At 71.4% G+C, this 19,812-nt stretch carries 19 protein-coding genes; 12 read left to right on the top strand and 7 right to left on the bottom strand.

Annotation, left to right across the window (positions count from 1 at the left end; translation table 11 throughout):
* Positions 1–2 precede the first annotated feature (2 nt).
* Positions 3–461: a PGPGW domain-containing protein gene (locus AC4D16_RS12890; protein WP_490949833.1), complete on the top strand. Its 459-nt coding sequence runs from the start codon at positions 3–5 to the stop codon at positions 459–461.
* 126 nt (positions 462–587) lie between these two features.
* Positions 588–968, top strand: coding sequence for a DUF7793 family protein (locus AC4D16_RS12895; protein ID WP_490955276.1), 381 nt, complete (start codon positions 588–590; stop codon positions 966–968).
* A gap of 30 nt (positions 969–998) precedes the next feature.
* Here AC4D16_RS12895 and AC4D16_RS12900 read toward each other — a convergent pair whose 3' ends face one another.
* On the bottom strand, positions 999–1,838 hold the full coding sequence (locus tag AC4D16_RS12900; RefSeq protein WP_490955277.1) for a helix-turn-helix transcriptional regulator: 840 nt from the start codon (positions 1,836–1,838) through the stop codon (positions 999–1,001).
* Between the two features lie 144 nt (positions 1,839–1,982).
* Here AC4D16_RS12900 and AC4D16_RS12905 point away from each other — a divergent pair, with 144 nt between their 5' ends.
* From AC4D16_RS12905 to AC4D16_RS12930, 6 genes are all read left to right on the top strand, one after another.
* On the top strand, positions 1,983–2,732 hold the full coding sequence (locus AC4D16_RS12905) for an SDR family oxidoreductase (protein WP_490955278.1): 750 nt from the start codon (positions 1,983–1,985) through the stop codon (positions 2,730–2,732).
* Between the two features lie 12 nt (positions 2,733–2,744).
* Positions 2,745–3,668 carry a carbohydrate kinase family protein gene (locus AC4D16_RS12910; RefSeq protein WP_490955279.1) on the top strand — a complete coding sequence of 308 codons (924 nt, stop codon included), beginning with the start codon at positions 2,745–2,747 and terminating at the stop codon, positions 3,666–3,668.
* Positions 3,669–3,739: 71 nt separating this feature from the next.
* Positions 3,740–4,267, top strand: coding sequence for a YbhB/YbcL family Raf kinase inhibitor-like protein (locus AC4D16_RS12915; RefSeq protein ID WP_490955280.1), 528 nt, complete (start codon positions 3,740–3,742; stop codon positions 4,265–4,267).
* 67 nt (positions 4,268–4,334) lie between these two features.
* Positions 4,335–5,144 (top strand): HAD family hydrolase, encoded by an 810-nt coding sequence (locus AC4D16_RS12920; protein WP_490949827.1) that lies wholly within the window; start codon positions 4,335–4,337, stop codon positions 5,142–5,144.
* Entirely contained in the window at positions 5,122–5,937 is an 816-nt protein-coding gene (locus AC4D16_RS12925; protein WP_490955281.1) for a glycerophosphodiester phosphodiesterase family protein, read from the top strand. The genes AC4D16_RS12920 and AC4D16_RS12925 overlap by 23 nt, the downstream gene beginning before the upstream one ends.
* 71 nt (positions 5,938–6,008) lie before the next feature.
* The gene (locus tag AC4D16_RS12930) at positions 6,009–7,529 is read left to right on the top strand and encodes a dihydrolipoyl dehydrogenase family protein (protein ID WP_490955282.1); all 1,521 of its coding nucleotides are present in this window, start codon (positions 6,009–6,011) and stop codon (positions 7,527–7,529) included.
* A 197-nt stretch (positions 7,530–7,726) separates the two neighbouring features.
* Here AC4D16_RS12930 and AC4D16_RS12935 read toward each other — a convergent pair whose 3' ends face one another.
* The 4 genes from AC4D16_RS12935 to AC4D16_RS12950 all read right to left on the bottom strand — a co-directional run bounded on the left by AC4D16_RS12935 (position 7,727) and on the right by AC4D16_RS12950 (position 12,665).
* Positions 7,727–9,190 (bottom strand): glycoside hydrolase family 43 protein, encoded by a 1,464-nt coding sequence (locus tag AC4D16_RS12935; RefSeq protein WP_490955283.1) that lies wholly within the window; start codon positions 9,188–9,190, stop codon positions 7,727–7,729.
* 119 nt (positions 9,191–9,309) lie between these two features.
* Complete coding sequence (locus AC4D16_RS12940) at positions 9,310–10,248, bottom strand: hypothetical protein (protein ID WP_490955284.1); 939 nt, start codon at positions 10,246–10,248, stop codon at positions 9,310–9,312.
* A gap of 58 nt (positions 10,249–10,306) precedes the next feature.
* Positions 10,307–11,308 carry a phosphotransferase family protein gene (locus AC4D16_RS12945; protein ID WP_490955285.1) on the bottom strand — a complete coding sequence of 334 codons (1,002 nt, stop codon included), beginning with the start codon at positions 11,306–11,308 and terminating at the stop codon, positions 10,307–10,309.
* A 28-nt stretch (positions 11,309–11,336) separates the two neighbouring features.
* Positions 11,337–12,665 (bottom strand): uracil-xanthine permease family protein, encoded by a 1,329-nt coding sequence (locus tag AC4D16_RS12950; protein WP_490955286.1) that lies wholly within the window; start codon positions 12,663–12,665, stop codon positions 11,337–11,339.
* Between the two features lie 113 nt (positions 12,666–12,778).
* On the opposite strand from AC4D16_RS12950, the gene AC4D16_RS12955 reads away from it, so the two are divergent.
* Together AC4D16_RS12955 and AC4D16_RS12960 are read left to right on the top strand one after the other, a co-directional pair.
* Positions 12,779–13,627: an SDR family NAD(P)-dependent oxidoreductase gene (locus tag AC4D16_RS12955; protein WP_490949820.1), complete on the top strand. Its 849-nt coding sequence runs from the start codon at positions 12,779–12,781 to the stop codon at positions 13,625–13,627.
* A complete protein-coding gene (locus AC4D16_RS12960) occupies positions 13,624–14,991 on the top strand; it encodes an aldehyde dehydrogenase family protein (RefSeq protein WP_490955287.1) in 1,368 nt (455 codons plus the stop codon). Before AC4D16_RS12955 ends, AC4D16_RS12960 begins: the two co-directional genes overlap by 4 nt.
* Positions 14,992–15,013: 22 nt before the next feature.
* On the opposite strand, the gene pgm is transcribed toward AC4D16_RS12960, so the two are convergent.
* Entirely contained in the window at positions 15,014–16,645 is a 1,632-nt protein-coding gene (gene pgm / locus AC4D16_RS12965) for a phosphoglucomutase (alpha-D-glucose-1,6-bisphosphate-dependent) (protein WP_490955288.1), read from the bottom strand.
* Positions 16,646–16,790: 145 nt separating this feature from the next.
* Here pgm and AC4D16_RS12970 point away from each other — a divergent pair, with 145 nt between their 5' ends.
* Both AC4D16_RS12970 and AC4D16_RS12975 read left to right on the top strand, forming a co-directional pair.
* Positions 16,791–16,958 carry a hypothetical protein gene (locus tag AC4D16_RS12970; RefSeq protein ID WP_490949817.1) on the top strand — a complete coding sequence of 56 codons (168 nt, stop codon included), beginning with the start codon at positions 16,791–16,793 and terminating at the stop codon, positions 16,956–16,958.
* Between the two features lie 73 nt (positions 16,959–17,031).
* Positions 17,032–18,219: a glycerate kinase gene (locus AC4D16_RS12975; RefSeq protein WP_490949816.1), complete on the top strand. Its 1,188-nt coding sequence runs from the start codon at positions 17,032–17,034 to the stop codon at positions 18,217–18,219.
* Between the two features lie 7 nt (positions 18,220–18,226).
* On the opposite strand, the gene AC4D16_RS12980 is transcribed toward AC4D16_RS12975, so the two are convergent.
* The gene (locus AC4D16_RS12980; protein ID WP_490955289.1) at positions 18,227–19,750 is read right to left on the bottom strand and encodes a long-chain-fatty-acid--CoA ligase; all 1,524 of its coding nucleotides are present in this window, start codon (positions 19,748–19,750) and stop codon (positions 18,227–18,229) included.
* Between the last annotated feature and the right edge of the window lie 62 nt (positions 19,751–19,812).

A 19,812-nucleotide genomic window follows, 5' to 3' on the forward strand; every position in this document is an offset into this window, starting at 1 on the left:
TCATGGCAGCCAAGGAGCGGGTCCCGGGATGGGTACGCCGCGCCGTCATCGAAGTGGTCGGATGGTCGCTCGTGGTCCTCGGGATAGCTGCGCTGGTGCTCCCCGGTCCGGGACTCCTGATGCTCGCGGCGGGCCTCGCCGTCCTGTCGCGTCAGCACAACTGGGCACGCCGACACCTCAAGCCGCTCAAGGCCAGCGCCTTCCACGCCGCGGCGATCGGCGTCAAGACCATCCCCCGCATCGCCGTCAGCTGTGCGAGCGCTTTCGTGATCATGAGCCTCGGCGTGCTCTGGATCCTGCAGCCCGGCGTGCCCTCCTGGTGGTTCCTCGAGGACCGCTGGTGGCTCTTCGGTGGCGTGGGCGCGGGTATCAGCCTCGTGGTGTCCTCGCTGATCGCCCTCGTGCTCATCGTCTACAGCGTGCGGCGTTTCCGCGGACAGCCGGTCCCCGCGAAGCCTTAGCGGGCGTACGCGCGTGAGTCGAGGACCGGAGGGACGTTCGCCGATGGTGACGCGTGATGTCGGTCAGCGGCATGACCACGTAATGTGCGCAGCACATGACGACTGCCGGATCACGAGGGGGCGTGGATGAGTAGCGAGGGCACGGAGGCCGGTGAGTCGTTCACCGCGCGCGTGCACGGTGAGGTGATCTGGATCGAATGGGTCGCCCACACCACCGTGACCGATCAAGAGGCCTTCTCCCTGGTGGACAGGGCGAATGCCCTCTGCCCGGACGTCTGTCCGCCCATGCTGGTGATCCTCAACGAGATGGTGACGCTGAGCAGGGGAGCATTGCAGGCCTTCTCGCGGCACCTGAACATCGCCGCGATGGCGCTGGTGGGACCGTCACCGGTGGATGAACTCCTCGTCAGCTACTTCACCGAGGTCCACGCACCCCCCTACCCCACCCGCCACTTCATCACCGTCGAGCAAGCCCACGCGTGGCTGATGGGCCATCCCCACTCCTGACGGTCGGGCGCCCCGCCCTCGGGGAGCCGCTCAGGCGATCTGCTGCCGGGCGGCGAGGATGCTGAGGAGCTGGAGCTTGTCGTGACCCTCCGAGCCCGGTGGTGCCGTCAGGACGAGGAGCGACTGCGCCTGGTTGTCCGTGAACAGGACCTGGCAGTCCACCTCGATCTCACCGAGCTCCGGGTGCACCAGGGTCTTGTGGTCGTCGAACCGGTTGCGCACCTCGTAGCTGCTCCAGACCGATGCGAACTCGGGACTCGCCGCGAGCAGGGCCTCCACGATCTCCCGGCCTCGGTCCGCCACCTGTTCCTGGGCGATCGCCGCACGCAGTGCTGCCGCCCTCACCCGGGACTGGTGCGCGTGGTCCCGCTCCGGGTAGGTGCTGCGCTCCGCCGGGTCGGTGAACCAGCGGTAGTAGGAACTCCGCGCAAGGCCCCTGTGCCGCGCGTCGTCACCCATCAGCGCCACCGAGAGCCGGTTCTGCACGAGCGTCTCCGCGAGCGAGGAGAGGATGAGGGCCGGGGTGTCCTCGAGTCGGTCGAACACGCGCATCAGGGCCGGGGCCACCTGCTCCGACGGGCCGGAGCGCCGCGGCGGGCGGTGACCGGCCAGCAGGAACAGATGATCGCGCTCGTCGAGGCTGAGCCGGAGACCGCGCGTGATGGCCAGCAGCATCTGGTCCGAGGGCTGAGGGCCGCGTCGCTGCTCCAGCCGGGTGTAGTAGTCCGTGGACATCCCGCACAGCACGGCCACCTCCTCGCGGCGCAGGCCTGCCGTGCGGCGCCGCACGCCGGGCGCGAGCCCCACATCCGCCGGACCGAGGGCTTCGCGGCGTGTGCGGAGGAACTCGGCCAGGTCGTCGCGGTTCATGCCTCCATGATGGCCCTGCGCCCGCGGCGGGAACAGGGACCGCCGATCCATGGATGAACCCTCCTCTCCCGCCCACGGCGGAAGCGGCGCAGTGTTGATCCGTCAGCACCGTTCCCGCTGGCACCCCCTGAACGAAGGATCATCATGCAGCTCACCGGACGAACCATCCTCATGGCCGGCGGAACCTCGGGTATCGGCCTCGGCCTCGCCCTGCGCTTCCTGGCTGAGGGCAACCGCGTCATCGTGGCCGGCCGTCGGTCGGACGTCCTCGAGGAGATCGCCGCCGACCACCCGGGCATCCACACGATCGTCCTCGACATCGCGGACCCCGTATCGATCGCCCGGGTGCGGGACGCCCTGCTCGCCTCCCACCCGGACCTCGACGTCCTCGTCGCGATGGCAGGGATCATGCATCCCGAGGACCTCCGCGACCCGGCCTCCCTCGCCACGGCCGAACGGACCGTCACCACGAACCTGCTCGGTCCGCTGCGCCTGATCAGCGCCTTCGTGCAGCACCTCGAGACCCGTGAGGACGCCGCGATCATCACCGTCACGTCCGGTCTCGCGTACGTCCCCCTGCCGGTCGCGCCGACCTACAGCGCCACGAAGGCCGCGCTGCACTCCTACACCGACAGCCTCCGGGTGCACCTCGCGGACACCCCGGTGCAGGTCATCGAGCTGGCGCCACCGCTGGTCCGCACCACCCTCATGGGCAACCAGGACAACGAGCACGGCATGCCGCTGGAGGAGTTCCTCGACGAGACGATGTCCCTGCTCGCCACGGAACCCGACGCCCGGCAGATCCTCGTGGAGCGCGTGAAGCGCCAGCGCTTCGCCGAGGCAAGCGGCCAGTACGAGGACGTTCTCGCCAGTCAGAGCATGCTGCCCGGCTGATACGTTGAGAGCGTGCTCACCGTTATCGGGGAAACCCTCATCGACGAAGTCGTCAGCGACACGGCCTCCATGCGTGCGCACGTGGGCGGCAGCCCCATGAACGTGGCCGTGGGACTCGCCCGCCTCGGGCATCCCGCGCAGTTCGTGGGCCGCTATGGCGACGACGACTACGGCCGCATGATCCAGCAGCACCTGCGCGAGAACTCGGTGCTCTTCCCGGTGCACGCAGACGCAGCGCCCACGAGCGTCGCCACCGCCCGTCTCGACCCCGCGGGCGGTGCGTCCTACGAGTTCCAGCTCGTGTGGGACCTCCCCGATCTCGCCGAGCGCACCGAGTCCCTGCTCGACGGCTCGAGCGTGCTGCACACCGGCTCGATCGCCACGATGCTCGCACCGGGGTGTGACGACGTCCTCGCGCTGGTCACGGCAGCCCATCCGCGCGTCACCGTCACCTACGACCCCAACTGCCGCCCGACGATCATCCGCGACGCCGCCTACGCCCGTGAGCAGGCCGAGCGGTTCGTGGCGCTCGCGGATGTGGTGAAGGCCTCGGACGAGGACCTCGAATGGCTCTACCCGGACCGTACTTCGGAGCAGTCCGCGCGCGCCTGGCTGGACGCCGGCGCGGCCGTCGTCGTCGTGACCCGCGGTTCCAAGGGCCCCTGGGGCGTCTGCCGCGCCGGGGAGGCGTCCGTGCCTGCGCCCTCCACGAGCGTCGTGGACACCGTGGGGGCCGGTGACTCCTTCATGGCCGCGCTGGTCGGCGCGATCGTGGACCTGGAACTGGACGGCGCCCATCGGCGGGACGACCTGCGCCGAATCAACCTCGGGCAGCTCACCGGCCTGCTGCAGTACGCAGCCCGGGCAGCGGCCATCACGGTGTCCAGGGCCGGCGCCAACCCGCCGTCCCGCGACGAGATGGCCCGCCCCGCCTGACCCGGCGGCGCGCACCTGCCGAACTACGCCACCGATCCACGCCACCGATCCACGATCAGAGGAGCACAGCGATGACCCGCGACCCCTACGCAGACCTTCCCCAGGTACCCGAGTTCACGCTGACCAGCGAGAGCATGACCCACAACGCACCCCTCGGGGCGGCGCAGGCCTCGGGCATGATGGGTGCCGGTGGCCAGGACGAGTCACCGCAGCTCTCCTGGAGCGGCTTCCCCGAGGGCACCCGCAGCTTCGCCGTCACCGTCTACGACCCGGATGCACCGACCGCCAGCGGTTTCTGGCACTGGGCGGTCCTCGACCTCCCCGTGTCCACCACCTCGCTGCCCGCGGGCGCGGGCACGGACGGGTCGGGGCTCCTGCCCGAGGGGGCGCTGACCCTGAGGAACGACGGCGGATTCGCGGGCTTCGTGGGCGCGGCACCTCCCGCGGGCCACGGACCGCACCACTACCACGTGGTGGTCCACGCGGTGGATGTCGACTCCCTCGGCCTTCCCGCCGACGCGACCCCCGCGTACCTCGGCTTCAACCTGTTCTCGCACAGCATCGGCCGTGCCCAACTCATCGGCACCTTCGAGCAGTAGCCCGGCCCGCCCGCCTGCGGCCGGCCGGCCGCAGGTAGGGTGGAACGAGGGACAGAAGGAGTCGACGATGCGCCTCGTGGCGAGCGATATGGACGGGACCGTCGTGGGTCACGACGGCAAGATGAGCGAGCGCACCATCCGTGCGTTCCGGGCCTGCGTGGAGGCGGGGGTGGACGTCGTGTTCGTCACCGGCCGGCCGCCGCGGTGGCTCGAGCCGCTCCGCGACCAGCTCGGCCACACCGGCACGGTCATCTGCTCCAACGGCGCCCTGACCTACGACCTCCGGACCGAGAGCGTGCTCGACGCCAAGCTGCTGGACCCCGAGGCCATCTACGAGGCCCGCGACATCATCCGCGGCCTCTTCCCCGCGGCCACGTTCGCCGCCGAGACGGTCTCCGGGTTCAAGGTGGAGTCCGGTTTCGCGGACAGCGCCACCTCGGAGTTACTCGGCGGGCTCACGGCGCAGCCGTTCGAGGAGTCCCTTCCCGGCGAGCAGGTGGTCAAGTTCCTCGCCCGCGAGAAGGACATCTCACCGGACGCCTTCCTCGCGGCCGTGCGCCCCGCCGTCGGGCACCTCGTCTCCACCACGCACTCGGCACCCACCATCGCCCTGCTGGAGATGGCACCCCCGCACATCGACAAGTCCGTCACGCTCGCCGAGTACGCGGCCGCACGCGGGGTGGACGCCGCGGACGTCGTCGCGTTCGGTGACATGCCCAACGACGTGCAGATGCTCGGCTGGGCCGGCTCCGGTTACGCCATGGCGTCCGGTCACGCCGACGCGCTCGCCGCCGCGAACCTGGTGGCACCGCCGTTCGACGAGGACGGCGTGGCGCAGGTGCTGGAGGAACGGCTTGCCGCGCTCCGGACGGCCTGAGGCGTCCCGCTTCCCCTACCTGGACGCGCGGGACGACGCCGGGCGCGCCCGCCCCCTGGCGCTCTCGCATCGCGGCTTCGCGCCCGCCGGCGACGAGAACACCCTTGCAGCCTTCGAACGCGCCGTGGAACTCGGCTACGGGTATCTCGAGATCGACGTCCGGGCCTCCTCCGACGGCGTGGTCATGGTGTTCCACGACGAGACGGTGGAGCGCGTGACGACGAGCGCCGGCCCGGTGGCCGCGCGCACCGCCGCCGAGCTCGGGTCGCTGTCCGTCACTGGATCGGGCGGCATCCCCACCCTCGAGCAGGTCCTTCTCCGCTGGCCGACGCTCCGACTCAACATCGACGTGAAGAGCGACGACTGCGTGCGGCCGTTCGCGGAGCTGATCAACCGGCGGCGTGCTCACGACCGCGTGCTCGTCGCGTCCTTCTCCGACCGTCGGCGCAGGCGCGTCCTGACGCTCCTGGCCCGGCCCACGGCGTCGTCCGCGGGCATGGTGGTCAACGCCCTGCTGCTGCTCGCCGCGCCCCTCGGGCTGGCGCGGGTCGTCGCCGCCCTCGGCCGCGTCCAGGCGGTGCAGGTGCCCGAGACCTACCGGGGCGTGCGCGTGGTGACGCCGCGCTTCGTGCGTCGCTGCCATGCGGCCGGCCTGCAGGTCCACGTATGGACCGTCAACGAACGCCCGGACATGGACCGGCTGCTGGGCCTCGGCGTGCACGGGCTCGTCTCCGACGCCGCCGACGTCCTCGCCACGTGCATGGCGGCCCGCGGCTCGTGGCCGCAGAACTGACCGGCCCGTCCACCCGAGGCCGGCGCACCACTCCCGCCCACCCCGCACCACCCCCAGTACGAGGAGCAGGCATGGCACGCAGGACGTACGACGTCGATCTCGCCGTGATCGGCGGCGGCACCGCAGGGCTCGTCGGGGCGCAGACGGCAGCCGGGCTGGGCGCCCGGGTGGTCCTCGTCGAGGAGCGGCGCACCGGTGGGGACTGCCTGTACACGGGATGCGTGCCGTCGAAGGCGCTGCTCGCCGCGGCGTCGGCTGCGGCACAGGCCCGCGGCGCCTCGCGGTACGGCGTGGAGGTCACCGGCGTGACGGTGGATTTCCCCCGGGTCATGGAGCACGTCCGCGGGGCCATCACGCACATCGAGCCCGTCGATTCGCCCGAGGCCCTCGAGGCGGCCGGTGTCGGCGTGATCAGCGGCTGGGCCGAGCTACTGCCCGACGGCGACCTCCGGGTGAACGGCCGCATCCTCTCGGCCCGGCACGTGCTCGTGGCCACGGGATCGGATCCCGTTGTCCCCTCGGACGCCGACGTACCCGGCATCGGTGACGTGCACGTCCTCACGAACGAGAACCTGTGGGACCTCGACGTCCTGCCGCGCGAGCTGGTGATCCTCGGCGGCGGGCCGGTGGGCTGCGAACTCGCGCAGGCCTTCGCGCGGCTCGGCTCCCGTGTGACGGTGATCCACCGCGGCTCCCGCCTGCTGCCGCGTGAGGACCCGGACGCCTCGGCGATCCTCCGCGCGGCCCTCGAGGCCGACGGCGTGCGGCTGCTTCTCGACGACACCGCCGCCTCGGTCAGGGCGCCGGCCACTGCGCCGGATCATCTGGCGGGCGATTCGCCGGGAAATACGTCGGGCAGCCCGGCCGAGGCGGCCGGCGGCCCTGGCGGGACCGAATCCGGGACGGGCGCGGTCACGACGTCGTCGGGCCTTGAGCTCCCGTTCACACACCTGCTGGCCGCTGTGGGCCGGACGCCGCGGAGCCGCGGCTTCGGCCTCGAGGAGGCCGGGATCCTCCTCGACGACGCCGGTCACATCGTGACGGACCGGCACCTGCGGACGTCGAGGCCTGGCTTCTGGGCGTCCGGCGACGTCACGGACCACCCGAAGTACACGCACACCGCCGGCGTGCACGCGAGCATCGCCGCCGCCAACGCGATCCTCGGGCCGCTGCGGACGGTGAGCCGGATCGAGCCGCCACGCGTGACGTTCACGGCCCCGGAGGTCGCCGCGGTCGGCGCTCCTACGGGCCGGGGCGGTACCGAGCAGACGGTGCCGCACTCCCACCAGGACCGCGCGGTGACGGAGCAGCGCATGGAAGGCTTCACGCGGCTCGCGTTCGATCGTCGCGGACGCGTGATCGGCGGCACCGTGGTGGGACCGCGGGCGGGGGAGTCGCTCGGCGAGATCTGCCTCGCCGTGCAGCGGAAGGTCCCCGCCACCGGACTCGCGGGGGTCACCCACCCGTATCCCACCCATAACGACGGCGTGTGGAACGCCGCGATCGCGCAGACCCGGACGGTGCTCTCACAGCCGGTGATCGTCGCCGTCGGGCGGCTCGCCCGGCGACTGCAGGCGCGTCGCACCGGCTGAACCGGTACCGGAGGTCCCGTCCGGGAGGGTCCGCCGCAGTCGGGCGGGTGGCGCCTGCCGCCGGACGTGCGAGAGCCCGGTCGAGGCCACTCCCTCGACCGGGCTCTCTCGGTATCGGTGCATCACAGGCGGTATCGCGCCCTCCCCTGACTCACCGAGCCTGGTGCCTGCGGCGCCCGTGCGGGCGCCGCAGGAGTCTACTTCCGGCTCTTGCCGGGCTTCGCCTCGACCGTCAGCTCCACGGGGTCGGTGGTCACCGTTCCGTGGGGGTTCGAGAAGGTCGCCCGGAACAGGCGGCCGTCGTCGGCCGAGCGCGCCTTCTTGACCTCGGCGGTGGAGGTGTACGTGCCGTCCTCGGCGCGCTCGGCCCGCTGCGCGACGTCCGCCGGCTGCCAGGTGGCGCCGTCGTCGTCGGAGCTCTCCCACACCGCGACCGGCTCGGGGGTGCCGAGGGCACTGGCCGTGAAGCGTGCCCTGTGGCCGTCGCGGACACGGACGTCCTCGGGGGCCGAGACCATGGCGGGGAGTTCGACCGTCTGGTCCACCGTGGGCCACCCGTCCACCCAGCCCATCTTCTGCAGGCCGAGGGTGGGGATGTAGGGCGCGGCCGCGTTGCTCCGGTCGTAGTAGTGGAACGCGAGGTAGTCGTCGAAGACCGACTGTCCGCCGAGGCCGTTCATGGCGCCGTGCGACTCCATGAGGATGGTGCCGCCACCGCCGAACATGTCGCGGCCCTCCTTGTCGAGGTACGGGCCCGTGATGGATTCCGAGCGGCCCACGGCGATCTTGTACGTGGAGTCGGCCCCGCGGCAGCAGAAGTCGAAGGACGTGAAGAGGTAGTAGTAGCCGTCACGGTGCATGATGTACGGCGCCTCGATCGGGTTGCCGGGGATGAACCGGTCCGCGATGTTGACGGTCTGCGACTGCCAGTTCTCGACCGGCTTGCCGCTCGGCCACTCCAGGGGCACCAGGAAGATGCCGTACCAGAAGGAACCGATGGACATGTAGGGCTTGCCGTCGGCGTCCTCCACGATCCCCGCGTCGATGGCGTTGAAGGTCTTGTCCGGGTTGTTCGGGTCCAGGCCCTCCACCGGAGAGTCGACCACGAGGCCCTGGTCCACCCACTCGTAGTCCGGGTCCTCGGGGTCGAGGGTGGTGTTCGTCGCCAGGGCGGTGAGCGAGTTGTTCCCGCCGAACTGCGATGCCGAGTAGTAGAGGTAGAAGGTGCCGTCGTTCTCGTAGATCTCCGGGGCCCACAGGTTCTCCGGGAGCACGCCGCCCGCGTAGCGCTCGTCGATCCAGGCGGGGATCTCGTCCCACACCGTGCCGCGGTACTCCCAGGTGGTGCCCTCGTCCTTCGAGGACCACATCTGGATGGTGCCGCCGTTCTCGCGGGCCAGCAGGCCGGTGGAGTAGACGTACCAGGTGCCGTCGTCGTCGATGATGAGCGCCGGATCGTGGATGGGCGTGGTCTCGCCGACCACCGATTTTCCACCCACCAGATCCTCGAGGGACCCGGCGGCGGACTGCTGCGTGAGGGTGACCGGCTGGGCCGGGGCCTTGGGCCCGGCGCTGGCGGGAACAGCCGCTCCGGTCAGTGCCAGGGCGAGGACGGCGATGATGCTTGCCGGCCGTGACCAGATCTTCGAACGTGACGTCATTATCACGCGGTCCTTTCGATGGGGTGGGGGCAGGCGGGGGACGCGCACCGTTTACATCGTTGTCTACATCGTTGTAGAAGAGTGGCACGGGGCAGCGGGAGGCGTCAAGGTCTTCCTGCTCAGGAAGCGGTGGGGAGGCACCTCCGGCGCCCGGCGCGAGTGATGAGCGGCGCCACCAGCAGGCCCGCGACCCCGAGCGCGAGCGCCAGCAGCACCGGGCCGAGTCCGCCGCCGGCCGGGTCAAGCGAGATCGCCAGCGACGACCGGGCGAGCTCGAGCATCTCGCGCGGGTCGCCGAGCGTGACGCGGGTGCCGAACGCCGAGCGGACGGCCTCGAACACGGGCGGGAGCAGCCAGAGCAGCAGCAGGTCCGCGAGCCACACCCCGGCGTGTCGGACCGATCGGAGGCCGCACCACGCCAGGGCGAGCCCTACGAGGACGGCAGGCATCCACCGGAGTGCGAGGTACACCCAGGTGGGAACGGCGAACGAGTCCACGAAGGCGAGCACCCACTCGCCCACCCAGAGGGAGGCCGGTACGGCGAGCAGCCCGGCTCCGAGCGTCACGGTGGTCCGGGAGGGGGAGCACATCAGCAGGAGGGCGACGACGCCCGCGGCCAGTGCCGTGAGCACACCGGCGAGGATGCCGAGCACGTAGATGCGCGACGCCGAGCCCTCCAGGAGGCCGGCGTCGACCACGGTGAAGGACTGCACGGTCGCGGCCACCTGCACGGCCAGGAGACCTGCGACGGCGCCTCGGGTCCGCGCCGCCGGCCGCCCGGGCCGTCGCCGGCGCAGCGCCAGGCCCGCCAGGGCCCCTCCCATGACCAGCAGGGACACGAGCGGGACCAGGGAGTACTGGCTGATCGGCAGGAGCACCAGCGGCATGTCCTCCGGCAGCGTCTGCTCGGCCCACAGGTTCTGCAGCGGCAGCCGTGCCCCCGCCGCGAGCCACGGGGCGAGGCCCAGCACCCCCGCGAGGGCACCCGTCAGCAGGCCCGCGGCCACCTGGGCGAGCCTGCGGTGCCCCGCGGGCCGCTCCGTCGTCGAATGACTCATGCGCGCCGTCCCCCACCTGTTCCGGCCGCCGCGAACTGCGACGCACCGCGCGGCCATCCTAGCGAGCGGCGAACACCGGGTCGGCGAGGGTCCGCAGGTGGTGCAGCGCGGCGGGGGCGTAGGAAGCCATCGATGCGTCGTCGGCGTAGACCAGCAGCCGGAGCCAGGAGCCGTACCGGTGCACGTCCCCCAGGATCAGCGCGGGTTCGACGCCGGCGCGCAGGTCCTCGATGGGTGCGAGGTCCGTCCACCGCTCGAGGTAGGCGTCGATCACGGCGCCGATCCGCGGATCGTCCGGCGTGGTTCCCCACTGCTCGCACATCCGCGTCACGGGGACCAGGAGCGCGCTGAAGGGGTGCGCCCAGTAGGAGTCGGCGAAGTCCAGGAAGCGCAGGGGAGCCGCCTCCGTGGCCGGGAGGAAGCAGTTCCTCGCGTGGAGGTCGTTGTGGTCGAGCGAGAGCGGCACGGGGAGGCCGCGCAGCACGTCCACCGCCCTGCCGATCGCGGGCAGGCGCTGGACGACGCGGTCCGCGGCCTTCCCCGAGAGGTGCAGCGGGTGACCCTCGGGCAGCCCCGTGTGGAGGAGCAACTGGTTCTCCACGAAGTTCGCGGCCACCTCGGGGTTCATGACCACGAGGCCCGCGCGTGTGAGATCCTCCCCGTGCGAGGAGGCGAGCCGCTGGAGGTCGGCGAAGTCACGCGTGATCCGCGCCCACACCGCCGGTTCACCCGACGCGACCTCACTGAGCGTGGCGCCGTGATCGGCCGTGAGCATCCAGCCTCGCGACGGCTCGATCGCGAGGGGCGCGGCCACGTGGTCGGGTGCTATGCGGCCGAGCACCGAGAGGATGGACGCCTCCGCGAACTGGCCGAGGTTGTTCTCCTTGAACCAGAGCGTCCCGTGATCCGTGGGCACCGTCAGTTGCGTGGACCAGAAGCGGATGCGCGGCTGCTCGGAGGGGCCGGTGCGCGTCACCCCGACGTTCTCCAGCGCGAGGTCGATCCACTGGTCCGCCTCCCGCCGCCACTCCGCCGAAGCCCAGAGCTCGCGGGTGTTCACGGGCGGCCCGCCCGCCGTGCGGGGCCCATCAGCCGAGCTTCGACGGACGCGCGCCGTGGTCGCTGGACTCGAGTTCGTCCGCCCCGGCGACGTGCTCGCTACCGCGGGCCCGGGCGATCGCCGTCATGCCGTGGAAGATGACGAGCGCGGCCGCCGTGCCGAGCGCGATCCCCGCGAACGTGAGGTCGCCGATCACCCAGGTGAAGTCGGCGATCCCGATGACCAGCGCCACCCCCGCCGTCGAGAGGTTGATGGGGTTCGAGAAGTTCACCTGGTTCTGCACCCAGATGCGCACACCGAGGATGCCGATCATCCCGTAGAGCACCACACCCGCCCCGCCGAGCACGCCGGCGGGCACGGTGGCGATCAGCGCGCCGAACTTGGGGAACAGGCTGAGGAGGATCGCCACGATCCCGGCCACCCAGTAGGCGGCGGTCGAGTAGACCCGCGACGCCGCCATGACCCCGATGTTCTCGGCGTAGGTGGTGGTGCCGGACCCGCCGCCGGCGCCCGCGATCATCGTGGCGACGCCGTCCGCCATGAGCGCCCGCCCCGTCACGGGGTCGAGGTCGCGGTCCGTCATGGCGGCCACGGACTTCACGTGGCCGATGTTCTCCGCCACCAGCACGAGGACCACGGGGACGAAGAGCCCCACGACCGAGAGGTGGAACTCGGGGGCGGCGAACTGCGGCAGGCCGATCCAAGCGGCGTCGTTGATCGCGGCGAAGTCCACCTCACCGCGGAGCATCGCCACCGCGTACCCGGCCAGCACGCCCACCAGGATGGAGAGCCGCCCGAGGATGCCCTTGAACAGCACCGTGACCAGGAGGATGGCGATCACCGTCACGAGGGCGGTGACCGGGGCCTCCTCGAAGCTCGCCTTCGCCGTCGGTGCGAGGTTCAACCCGATCAGCGCCACGATGGCGCCGGTGACGATCGGCGGCATGGCCACCTGGATCCAGCGGGCACCCGAGGTGTGGACGATCAGCCCGATCAGCGCGAGGGCCGCACCCGCCATGATGATGCCGCCCAGCGCCCCGGCCGCCCCGTGCTGCGACTGCGCGGCGGCGATGGGTGCGATGAACGCGAAGCTCGAGCCGAGGTAGCTCGGCACCTTCCCGGCCGTGATGACGATGAACAGGAGCGTGCCGATCCCGGAGAAGAGCAGGGTGGTGGACGGCGGGAAACCTGTGATGAGGGGCACCAGGAACGTGGCGCCGAACATCGCGACCACGTGCTGCGCGCCGATCCCGATGGTCCTCGGCCAGCTCAGCCGCTCCTCGGGCGCCACGTACCCTCCCGGCCGCACGTTCTTCCCGTCGCCGTGCAGCGTCCAGCCGATACCTCGTGAGCTCATGGGTCTGCCTTCCGAAGGTGGTGCGTTGGTGATGGGCGCGCAGCCGAAAGCCTAGCCGTACGGTGTTGCCCCGGTGTTACGTTGCTTGTCGGGGCGAGCGGACGGGCGGACACATGACATTCACGGTACGAGGGCGCACCGTCCTCATCACGGGCGCAGCCCTGGGCATGGGACGCCTCTACGCGGAGCGGGCAGCCCGGGAGGGCGCAGCTGTGGTCCTCTGGGACATCGACGGGCAGGGGCTCGACGCCGTCGTGTCGGAGCTTGCCGCGATCACACCGTCCGTGCACGCGTACGTGGTGGATGTCGGGTCCACGGAGTCCGTCATCGCCGCCGCGGAGGCGGTCCTGAACGACGTCGGCGTGCCGGACGTGCTCGTCAACAACGCGGGGATCGTCCGCGGCACGTACTTCTGGGAGCACCATCACACCGTCGACATCGACCTCACGCTGCGCATCAACACCGCCGGCCCCATGCACGTCACCCGCGCCTTCCTCCCGGCCATGATGGAACGCGGCACCGCGGCGAGGATCCTCAACGTCGCCTCGGCATCCGGGACGCTGAGCGTCCCCCGGATGAGCGTGTATGCGGCGTCGAAGTGGGCGGTGATCGGCTGGAGCGATTCGCTGCGGCTGGAGCTGAACGCGGTCCGGCAGCCCATCAGGGTCACCACGCTCATCCCCAGCTACATCCGCACCGGCATGTTCGAGGGGGTACGCGGGCCCCGGCTGACGCCCCTCATGGAGCCGGGTCACGTGGTGGACCGCGCGTGGCGCGGCATGCTCGCCGGGAAGGGGCGGGTGCAGTTGCCCTGGACGGTCCACCTCGCCGGGGCGCTGAGGAACCTGCTGCCCCAGCCGGTCTGGGATGTCGTGGCCGGGCGCGTCTTCAGGGTCTACAGCTCCATGGAACACTTCACCGGGCGCACGGGCGCCCCCGCGAACGAGAAGGACGGGCGGTGACGGCTGCACAGCTCCTCGAGGAACGACGCCGGTACTTCGGCACGGGCGCCACCCGCCCCGTGACGTGGCGCCGCACCCAGCTGCAGGCAGTGGTGCGCCTGCTCACGGAGCGGGCGGACGACGTCACGGCCGCGCTGCGCGAGGACCTCGGCAAGAACGCCACCGAGGCGTTCCTGTCGGAGATCGCCGTCGTCCGGGCCGAGGTCGAGTACGCGCTGAAGCATCTCGACGCGTGGATGGCGCCCGAGAAGATCGCGGTTCCGGGCGGTCTGCGACCCGGCCGCGCGTGGACACAGGCCAGGCCGCTCGGTGTGGTGCTCATCATCGGGCCGTGGAACTACCCGCTGCAGCTCGTGCTGGCCCCGCTCGTCGGTGCGCTCGCCGCGGGGAACGCCGCCGTGCTCAAGCCCAGCGAGGTGTCGGCGGCGACGTCCCGCGTCCTCGCGCGCCTCGTGCCGCAGTACCTCGATCCGGAGGCCGTCTCGGTCGTCGAGGGCGGTGTGGAGGTGACCACCGACCTCCTGGCACAGCCGTTCGACCACATCTTCTACACGGGCGGTGAACGCGTGGGGAAGATCGTCATGCGCGCCGCGGCGGAGCACCTGACCCCCGTGACCCTTGAGCTCGGCGGGAAGTCGCCGGCGGTCGTCGTCGGCGGGGATGTGCGCACGGCGGCCCGCCGGATCGCCTATGGGAAGTTCATGAACGCGGGCCAGACCTGCGTCGCACCGGACTACCTGCTCACGACTCCGGCCGCGGCGCCCGCGCTCGCGGGCGCCCTGGCCGATGCGGTGAAGGAGTTCTACGGCGCTGATCCGCGCGCCTCGGCCGACTACGGCCGCATCATCAGCGAGCAGCATCTCGATCGGCTCGTGGGACTGCTCGACGGCGGCACCGTGGTGTCCGGCGGGCGTCACGACCGCGCGGAGCGCTATGTGGAGCCGACCGTCCTGCGCCACGTCGATTCGGCGTCGGACCTGATGCGCGAGGAGATCTTCGGGCCCCTGCTGCCGATCGTCGAGGTGGCGGACCTCGACGCCGCGATCGCGTTCGTCGCTGCTCGCCCGCATCCGCTCGCCGCCTACCTCTTCAGCGACGACGACGAGCACCTGACGCGTTTCACCGACGGCGTGCAGGCGGGCGGTATCGCGCACAACGTCTGCACCATCCAGCTCGCCGTCCCGGGCCTGCCGTTCGGGGGCGTAGGGGCGAGCGGCACGGGGAGCTATCACGGCCGGCGGTCGTTCGAGACGTTCAGCCACCTGCAGCCGGTGTTCTCGAAGCCCGGACGGGTGGACACGTTACGGCTCGCCTACCCGCCCTACGGCGCCGTCAAGCGCCGTCTGCTGCGCAGACTGCTCTGACTGCTGGAGGCCAGCGAGGCGCCTAGCTGATGACGCCGTCCACGAGCGCCTTGGCCTCGGCCTGCACGAGCTCGAGGTGCTCCTGCCCCCGGAAGGACTCCGCGTAGATCTTGTAGACGTCCTCGGTGCCGGACGGGCGGGCGGCGAACCACGCGTTCTCCGTGGTCACCTTCAGGCCGCCCACGGGAGCGCCATTGCCCGGCGCCTCGGTCAGCCGCGCGGTGATCTCCTCGCCGGCGAGCGTGGTTGCGGTGACGTCCGACGGCGAGAGCTTGCCCAGCGCCGCCTTCTGCTCCCGCGTGGCCACGGCGTCGATCCGCGCGTAGACGGGCGCCCCGAAGCGCTCGGTCAGCGCCGTGTAGTGCTGCGACGGCGTGCTGCCGGTGACGGCGGTGATCTCGGAGGCGAGTAGCGCGAGGAGCAGGCCGTCCTTGTCCGTGCTCCACGGCTTGCCGTCGAGCCGCAGGAAGGAGGCCCCCGCGGACTCCTCGCCGCCGAATGCCAGCTCACCGCTCAGCAGCCCGGGCACGAACCACTTGAAGCCCACCGGCACCTCCTGAAGGGTCCGCCCGAGGTCGGCGGCCACGCGGTCGATGATCGACGACGAGACGAGGGTCTTGCCGATCACGGCGTCCTCGCGCCAGTTCGGCCGGTGCGTGTAGAGGTACTGGATGGCCACGGCGAGGTAGTGGTTCGGGTTCATGAGGCCGGCGTCGGGGGTGACGATCCCGTGGCGGTCGGCGTCGGCGTCGTTCCCCGTCGCGATGTCGAACTGGTCTGCCTGCGTGATCAGCGAGGCCATCGCGTACTGCGACGAGCAGTCCATGCGGATCTTCTCGTCCCAGTCGAGCGTCATGAAGGCCCACTGCGGGTCCACCGCCGGGTTCACGACCGTGAGGTTCAGGTTGTGGCGCTCGCCGATGGCACCCCAGTAGTCCACGGAGGCGCCGCCCATCGGGTCCGCGCCGATGTGCACGCCGGCGGACCGGATGGCGTCGAGGTCCAGGACCGACGGCAGATCGTCCACGTAGTGCTGCAGGAAGTCGTAGGTGCCGATGCTTGTCGCCGTGCGGGCCTGCGCGATCGGCATGCGCTTCACGCCCTGCAGTCCGGCCTCGAGGAGCTCGTTGGCGCGGTTGGCGATCCACGTGGTGGCGTCGGAATCGGCGGGGCCGCCGTGCGGGGGGTTGTACTTGAATCCGCCGTCCGCGGGCGGGTTGTGCGACGGCGTGATAACGATCCCGTCCGCCTGCTCCGTGCGCGTGGCGTTGTACGTGAGGATGGCGTGGGACACCGCGGGGGTGGGCGTGTAGGCGCCGCGGGCGTCGATGAGCACGCTCACGTGGTTGGCCGCGAGCACCTCGAGCGCGGTGTCCTGTGCGGGCTCCGAGAGGGCGTGGGTGTCCTTGCCCATGAACAGCGGGCCCGTGATGCCCTGGCCCGCGCGGTACTCCACGATGGCCTGCGTGATCGCCGCGATGTGCCCCTCGTTGAAGGAGCGCTTCAGGGACGAGCCACGGTGACCCGATGTGCCGAACGCCACGCGCTGGGCGGGATCGGTCAGATCGGGCCGGAGGTCGACGTACGCGTCGAGCAGCTGGGTCACGTCGACGAGGTCGCTGGGGAGGGCCACTGTGCCCGCTCGATTAGCCATGGCCCCAGCATGTCAAAGAACCCCCGTGATTACACCCGCTGCGTGCTCCGCGGGTGATCGGGGTCCGGTTGCCCTCGTCCCCACCGTCAGTAAGCTGAGGATCAGCCCCCGGCCGGGGAGCGGACCGACGACGGAAGGCACCAGCATGAGCGAGAACTCCAGCGGAACCCCGAGCGGCGACCCGGACGAGCAGGGCGCCGAGGAAGCCGGCAAGCTCGAGGAGCAGGCGGCAGGCGGCTACGGCGGACCGGGCACGGACGACGAGATCGCCCCCGGCTTCGAAGCCGAGAACGACGGCGGCTCCGGGGCCTGACCGCCCCGGGTCCGGAGCGCGATATGGGACGCGAGACCGGCACCGCGATGCGCGGGACGCCTAAGGTGGACGCGTGATCACGTCCTCGCCGCAGCGCCCGCTCAGGGTGGTCCTCGCGCCCGATTCACTCAAGGGCAGCCTCCCCGCGGCGGAGGCTGCCCTCGCCATGTCCGAGGGGGTGCGCGCCGCTGCCGCACGCCTCGGGCACCCGGCCCCCGACGTCGTCCTCGCGCCCCTGGCCGACGGCGGCGAGGGCACGCTCGACGCCCTGCTCGCCGCATGGGGCGCCGAGGCCCGCGAGACCCCGTGTCACGACGCCGCCGATCGCGCGCGGACGGGCCGGTACGGCATCGCGGCGCCCATGGGCGGCGTGGTCCGCGGCGTGCTGGAGGCCGCCGAGGCCAACGGGCTGCCGCTCGTGGCCGACCTGCCGCTCGACGCGCTCACCGCCACGAGCTACGGCGTCGGGGAGATCGCCGCGCGGCTGCTCGACGACGGCGCGGACGAGATCCTGCTCTGCATCGGCGGGTCCGCGACCACCGACGGCGGGGTGGGCCTGCTCTCGGCCCTCGGGGCACGCTTCCTGGATGCCGACGGCGATCCCCTCCCTCCCGGCGGCGGTGCGCTCGCGGCCCTGGCGACGATCGACGTCGCCGCGCTCCATCCCCGCGCGCGGGAGGTGCGGTGGCGCATCGCGGTGGACGTCGACAACCCGCTCTGCGGACCGCGCGGCGCCGCAGAGGTGTTCGGGCCGCAGAAGGGTGCCACACCGGACGACGTCGCCGTGCTCGACGCCGGACTCGCCCACCTCGCTGGTGTTCTGCGGGACGCCACGGGTGTCGACGTGCTGGAGATCGCGGGTGTCGGGGCCGCCGGCGGACTGCCGGCCGTGCTCGTGCCCTTCCTCGACGCGGAGATCGTGCCCGGCTCCGCGCTGGTGGCCGACGCCGTCGGGCTCGCGGACGCCCTCGCCGACGCCGACCTCGTGCTCACGGGGGAGGGCTCCTTCGACGCGCAGTCGCTCGGCGGGAAGGTGGTGCAGGCCGTCGTGGAGAACGCGGCTGCCTCCTGCGCCGTCGTGGTGATCGCCGGCCGCGTGCAGCTCACCGCGGCGGAGGTGCAGGACGCCGGGATCGCCGGGGCGTTCTCGCTCGCCACGGGCCCCATGCCGCTCGACGCGCTGATCCGCGACGCAGCAGCGCTGATGACGGACGCCGCGGCGCAGGTGTACGGCGTGTTCAGCGCCTCCCGCCGAGCCTGATCCGCAGCTAGACGCTGATCTCCCGCTTGAGGATCTTGCCGGTGGGGCCCTTGGGCAGGGCGTCCACGAGCACCACGCGGCGCGGGTACTTGTAGGCGGCCACCCGCTCCTTCGCGAAGTCGAGGATCGCGGTCGAGAGCGCCTCCCGTGCGGCGTCGTCGGCCGGGGCGTGCTCGGCCTTGATGCCGATCACGGCCACGATCTCCTCGCCGTGCAGCTCGTCAGGCACCCCGATCACGGCGGCCTCCGCGACCGCGGGGTGCTCGTACAGCACCTCCTCGACCTCGCGCGGGTACACGTTGTAGCCGCCGCGCAGGATCACGTCCTTCTTGCGGTCCACGATGTAGAGCAGGCCGTCCTCGTCGATGCGCGCGAGGTCGCCGGAGCGGAACCAGCCGTCCGGGATGGCCGCTGCTGTGGCCTCGGGATTCTCCCAGTAGCCCTTCATGACGCAGTGCCCGCGGACGGCGAGCTCGCCCACCTCGCCCTGCGGCACCTCGTTGCCGAGGGGATCGAGCATGCGCACCTCCACGCCCTCGATCGGCGTCCCGATGGAGCCAGGCTTCCGCAGCGCGCCCACGCGGTTGAAGCTGACGATCGGGGACGTCTCGGACAGGCCGTAGCCCTCCAGGAGATCGGCCTTGAACACGCGCTCGAACTCGTGCAGCACCTCCACCGGCAGCGCCGAGCCACCGGAGACCGCCACGCGGACCGAGGAGAGGTCCGTGGTGGCCACGCTCGGGTGCCGCAGCATCGCGACGTACATGGTGGGCACGCCCTCGAAGACCGTGACGCCGTCGCGCGCGATGATCTTGAGGGCCTTGCCCGGCTCGAAGCGGGGGAGCAGCGTGACCGTGGCGCCGGTGAGGACGGCCGCGTTCAGCGCGCACGTCTGGCCGAAGATGTGGAAGAACGGCAGGCCGCCGAAGAGCACCTCACCCTCGGCGGTGCCCATGAGGTCGCGGGAGATCTCCGTGTTGCGGGCCAGGTTCGCGTGGGAGAGCGTGGCTCCCTTGGGGCGGCCGGTGGTGCCGGAGGTGTAGAGCACCACGGCGGTGTCCTCACCGTCGAGCGCCACCACCCCGGGCGTGGGCTCGGCGGCCGAGACCCGCTGCATGAACGCGCCCGCATCGACGGTCACGACCTCCACCGGAGCACCGACCTCCGCGGCGGAGGCCTCCGCACCGCCCTGGGCCTCGGCGATGATGCCCTCCCACGCGAAAACGAGCCTCGAGCCGGAGTTGGTGAGGTGGTATGCCACCTCGCGTGCCTTGAGCAGGGGGTTCAGGGGGACGACGACGGCACCCGCACGCAGCACCCCGTAGTACACGAAGGCCATCTGGGGGATGTTCGGCATGATCAGGGCCACGCGGTCGCCGCGCTGCACGCCGTGTTCGGCGAGGAGCGTCGCGACCTTCTGGCTGAGGACCTCGAGGGCCCCGAAGGTGACCTCCACGTCGTCGAGCTTGATGGCGACGGCCGAGGGGCTTCTCGTCGCAGTGGCCACGAGGTTGTCAGCGAGGTTCGGCACGCGATCTCCTTTGATCATGAGGCACGGTGGTGCGGCTCCCGGCACAGAGGTTACCGGTGGGT

It is taken from the genome of Arthrobacter sp. TJ-236, assembly GCF_058269235.1.

What these genes read in the sequence shown, in the direction of transcription:
- AC4D16_RS12890 (WP_490949833.1), top strand. Translation starts at nt 3, where the DNA reads ATGGCAGCCAAGGAGCGGGTCCCGGGATGGGTACGCCGCGCCGTCATC.
- AC4D16_RS12895 (WP_490955276.1), top strand. Translation starts at nt 588, where the DNA reads ATGAGTAGCGAGGGCACGGAGGCCGGTGAGTCGTTCACCGCGCGCGTG.
- AC4D16_RS12900 (WP_490955277.1), bottom strand. Translation starts at nt 1,838, where the DNA reads ATGAACCGCGACGACCTGGCCGAGTTCCTCCGCACACGCCGCGAAGCC.
- AC4D16_RS12905 (WP_490955278.1), top strand. Translation starts at nt 1,983, where the DNA reads ATGCAGCTCACCGGACGAACCATCCTCATGGCCGGCGGAACCTCGGGT.
- AC4D16_RS12915 (WP_490955280.1), top strand. Translation starts at nt 3,740, where the DNA reads ATGACCCGCGACCCCTACGCAGACCTTCCCCAGGTACCCGAGTTCACG.
- AC4D16_RS12920 (WP_490949827.1), top strand. Translation starts at nt 4,335, where the DNA reads ATGCGCCTCGTGGCGAGCGATATGGACGGGACCGTCGTGGGTCACGAC.
- AC4D16_RS12930 (WP_490955282.1), top strand. Translation starts at nt 6,009, where the DNA reads ATGGCACGCAGGACGTACGACGTCGATCTCGCCGTGATCGGCGGCGGC.
- AC4D16_RS12935 (WP_490955283.1), bottom strand. Translation starts at nt 9,190, where the DNA reads ATGACGTCACGTTCGAAGATCTGGTCACGGCCGGCAAGCATCATCGCC.
- AC4D16_RS12940 (WP_490955284.1), bottom strand. Translation starts at nt 10,248, where the DNA reads ATGAGTCATTCGACGACGGAGCGGCCCGCGGGGCACCGCAGGCTCGCC.
- AC4D16_RS12950 (WP_490955286.1), bottom strand. Translation starts at nt 12,665, where the DNA reads ATGAGCTCACGAGGTATCGGCTGGACGCTGCACGGCGACGGGAAGAAC.
- AC4D16_RS12955 (WP_490949820.1), top strand. Translation starts at nt 12,779, where the DNA reads ATGACATTCACGGTACGAGGGCGCACCGTCCTCATCACGGGCGCAGCC.
- pgm (WP_490955288.1), bottom strand. Translation starts at nt 16,645, where the DNA reads ATGGCTAATCGAGCGGGCACAGTGGCCCTCCCCAGCGACCTCGTCGAC.
- AC4D16_RS12970 (WP_490949817.1), top strand. Translation starts at nt 16,791, where the DNA reads ATGAGCGAGAACTCCAGCGGAACCCCGAGCGGCGACCCGGACGAGCAG.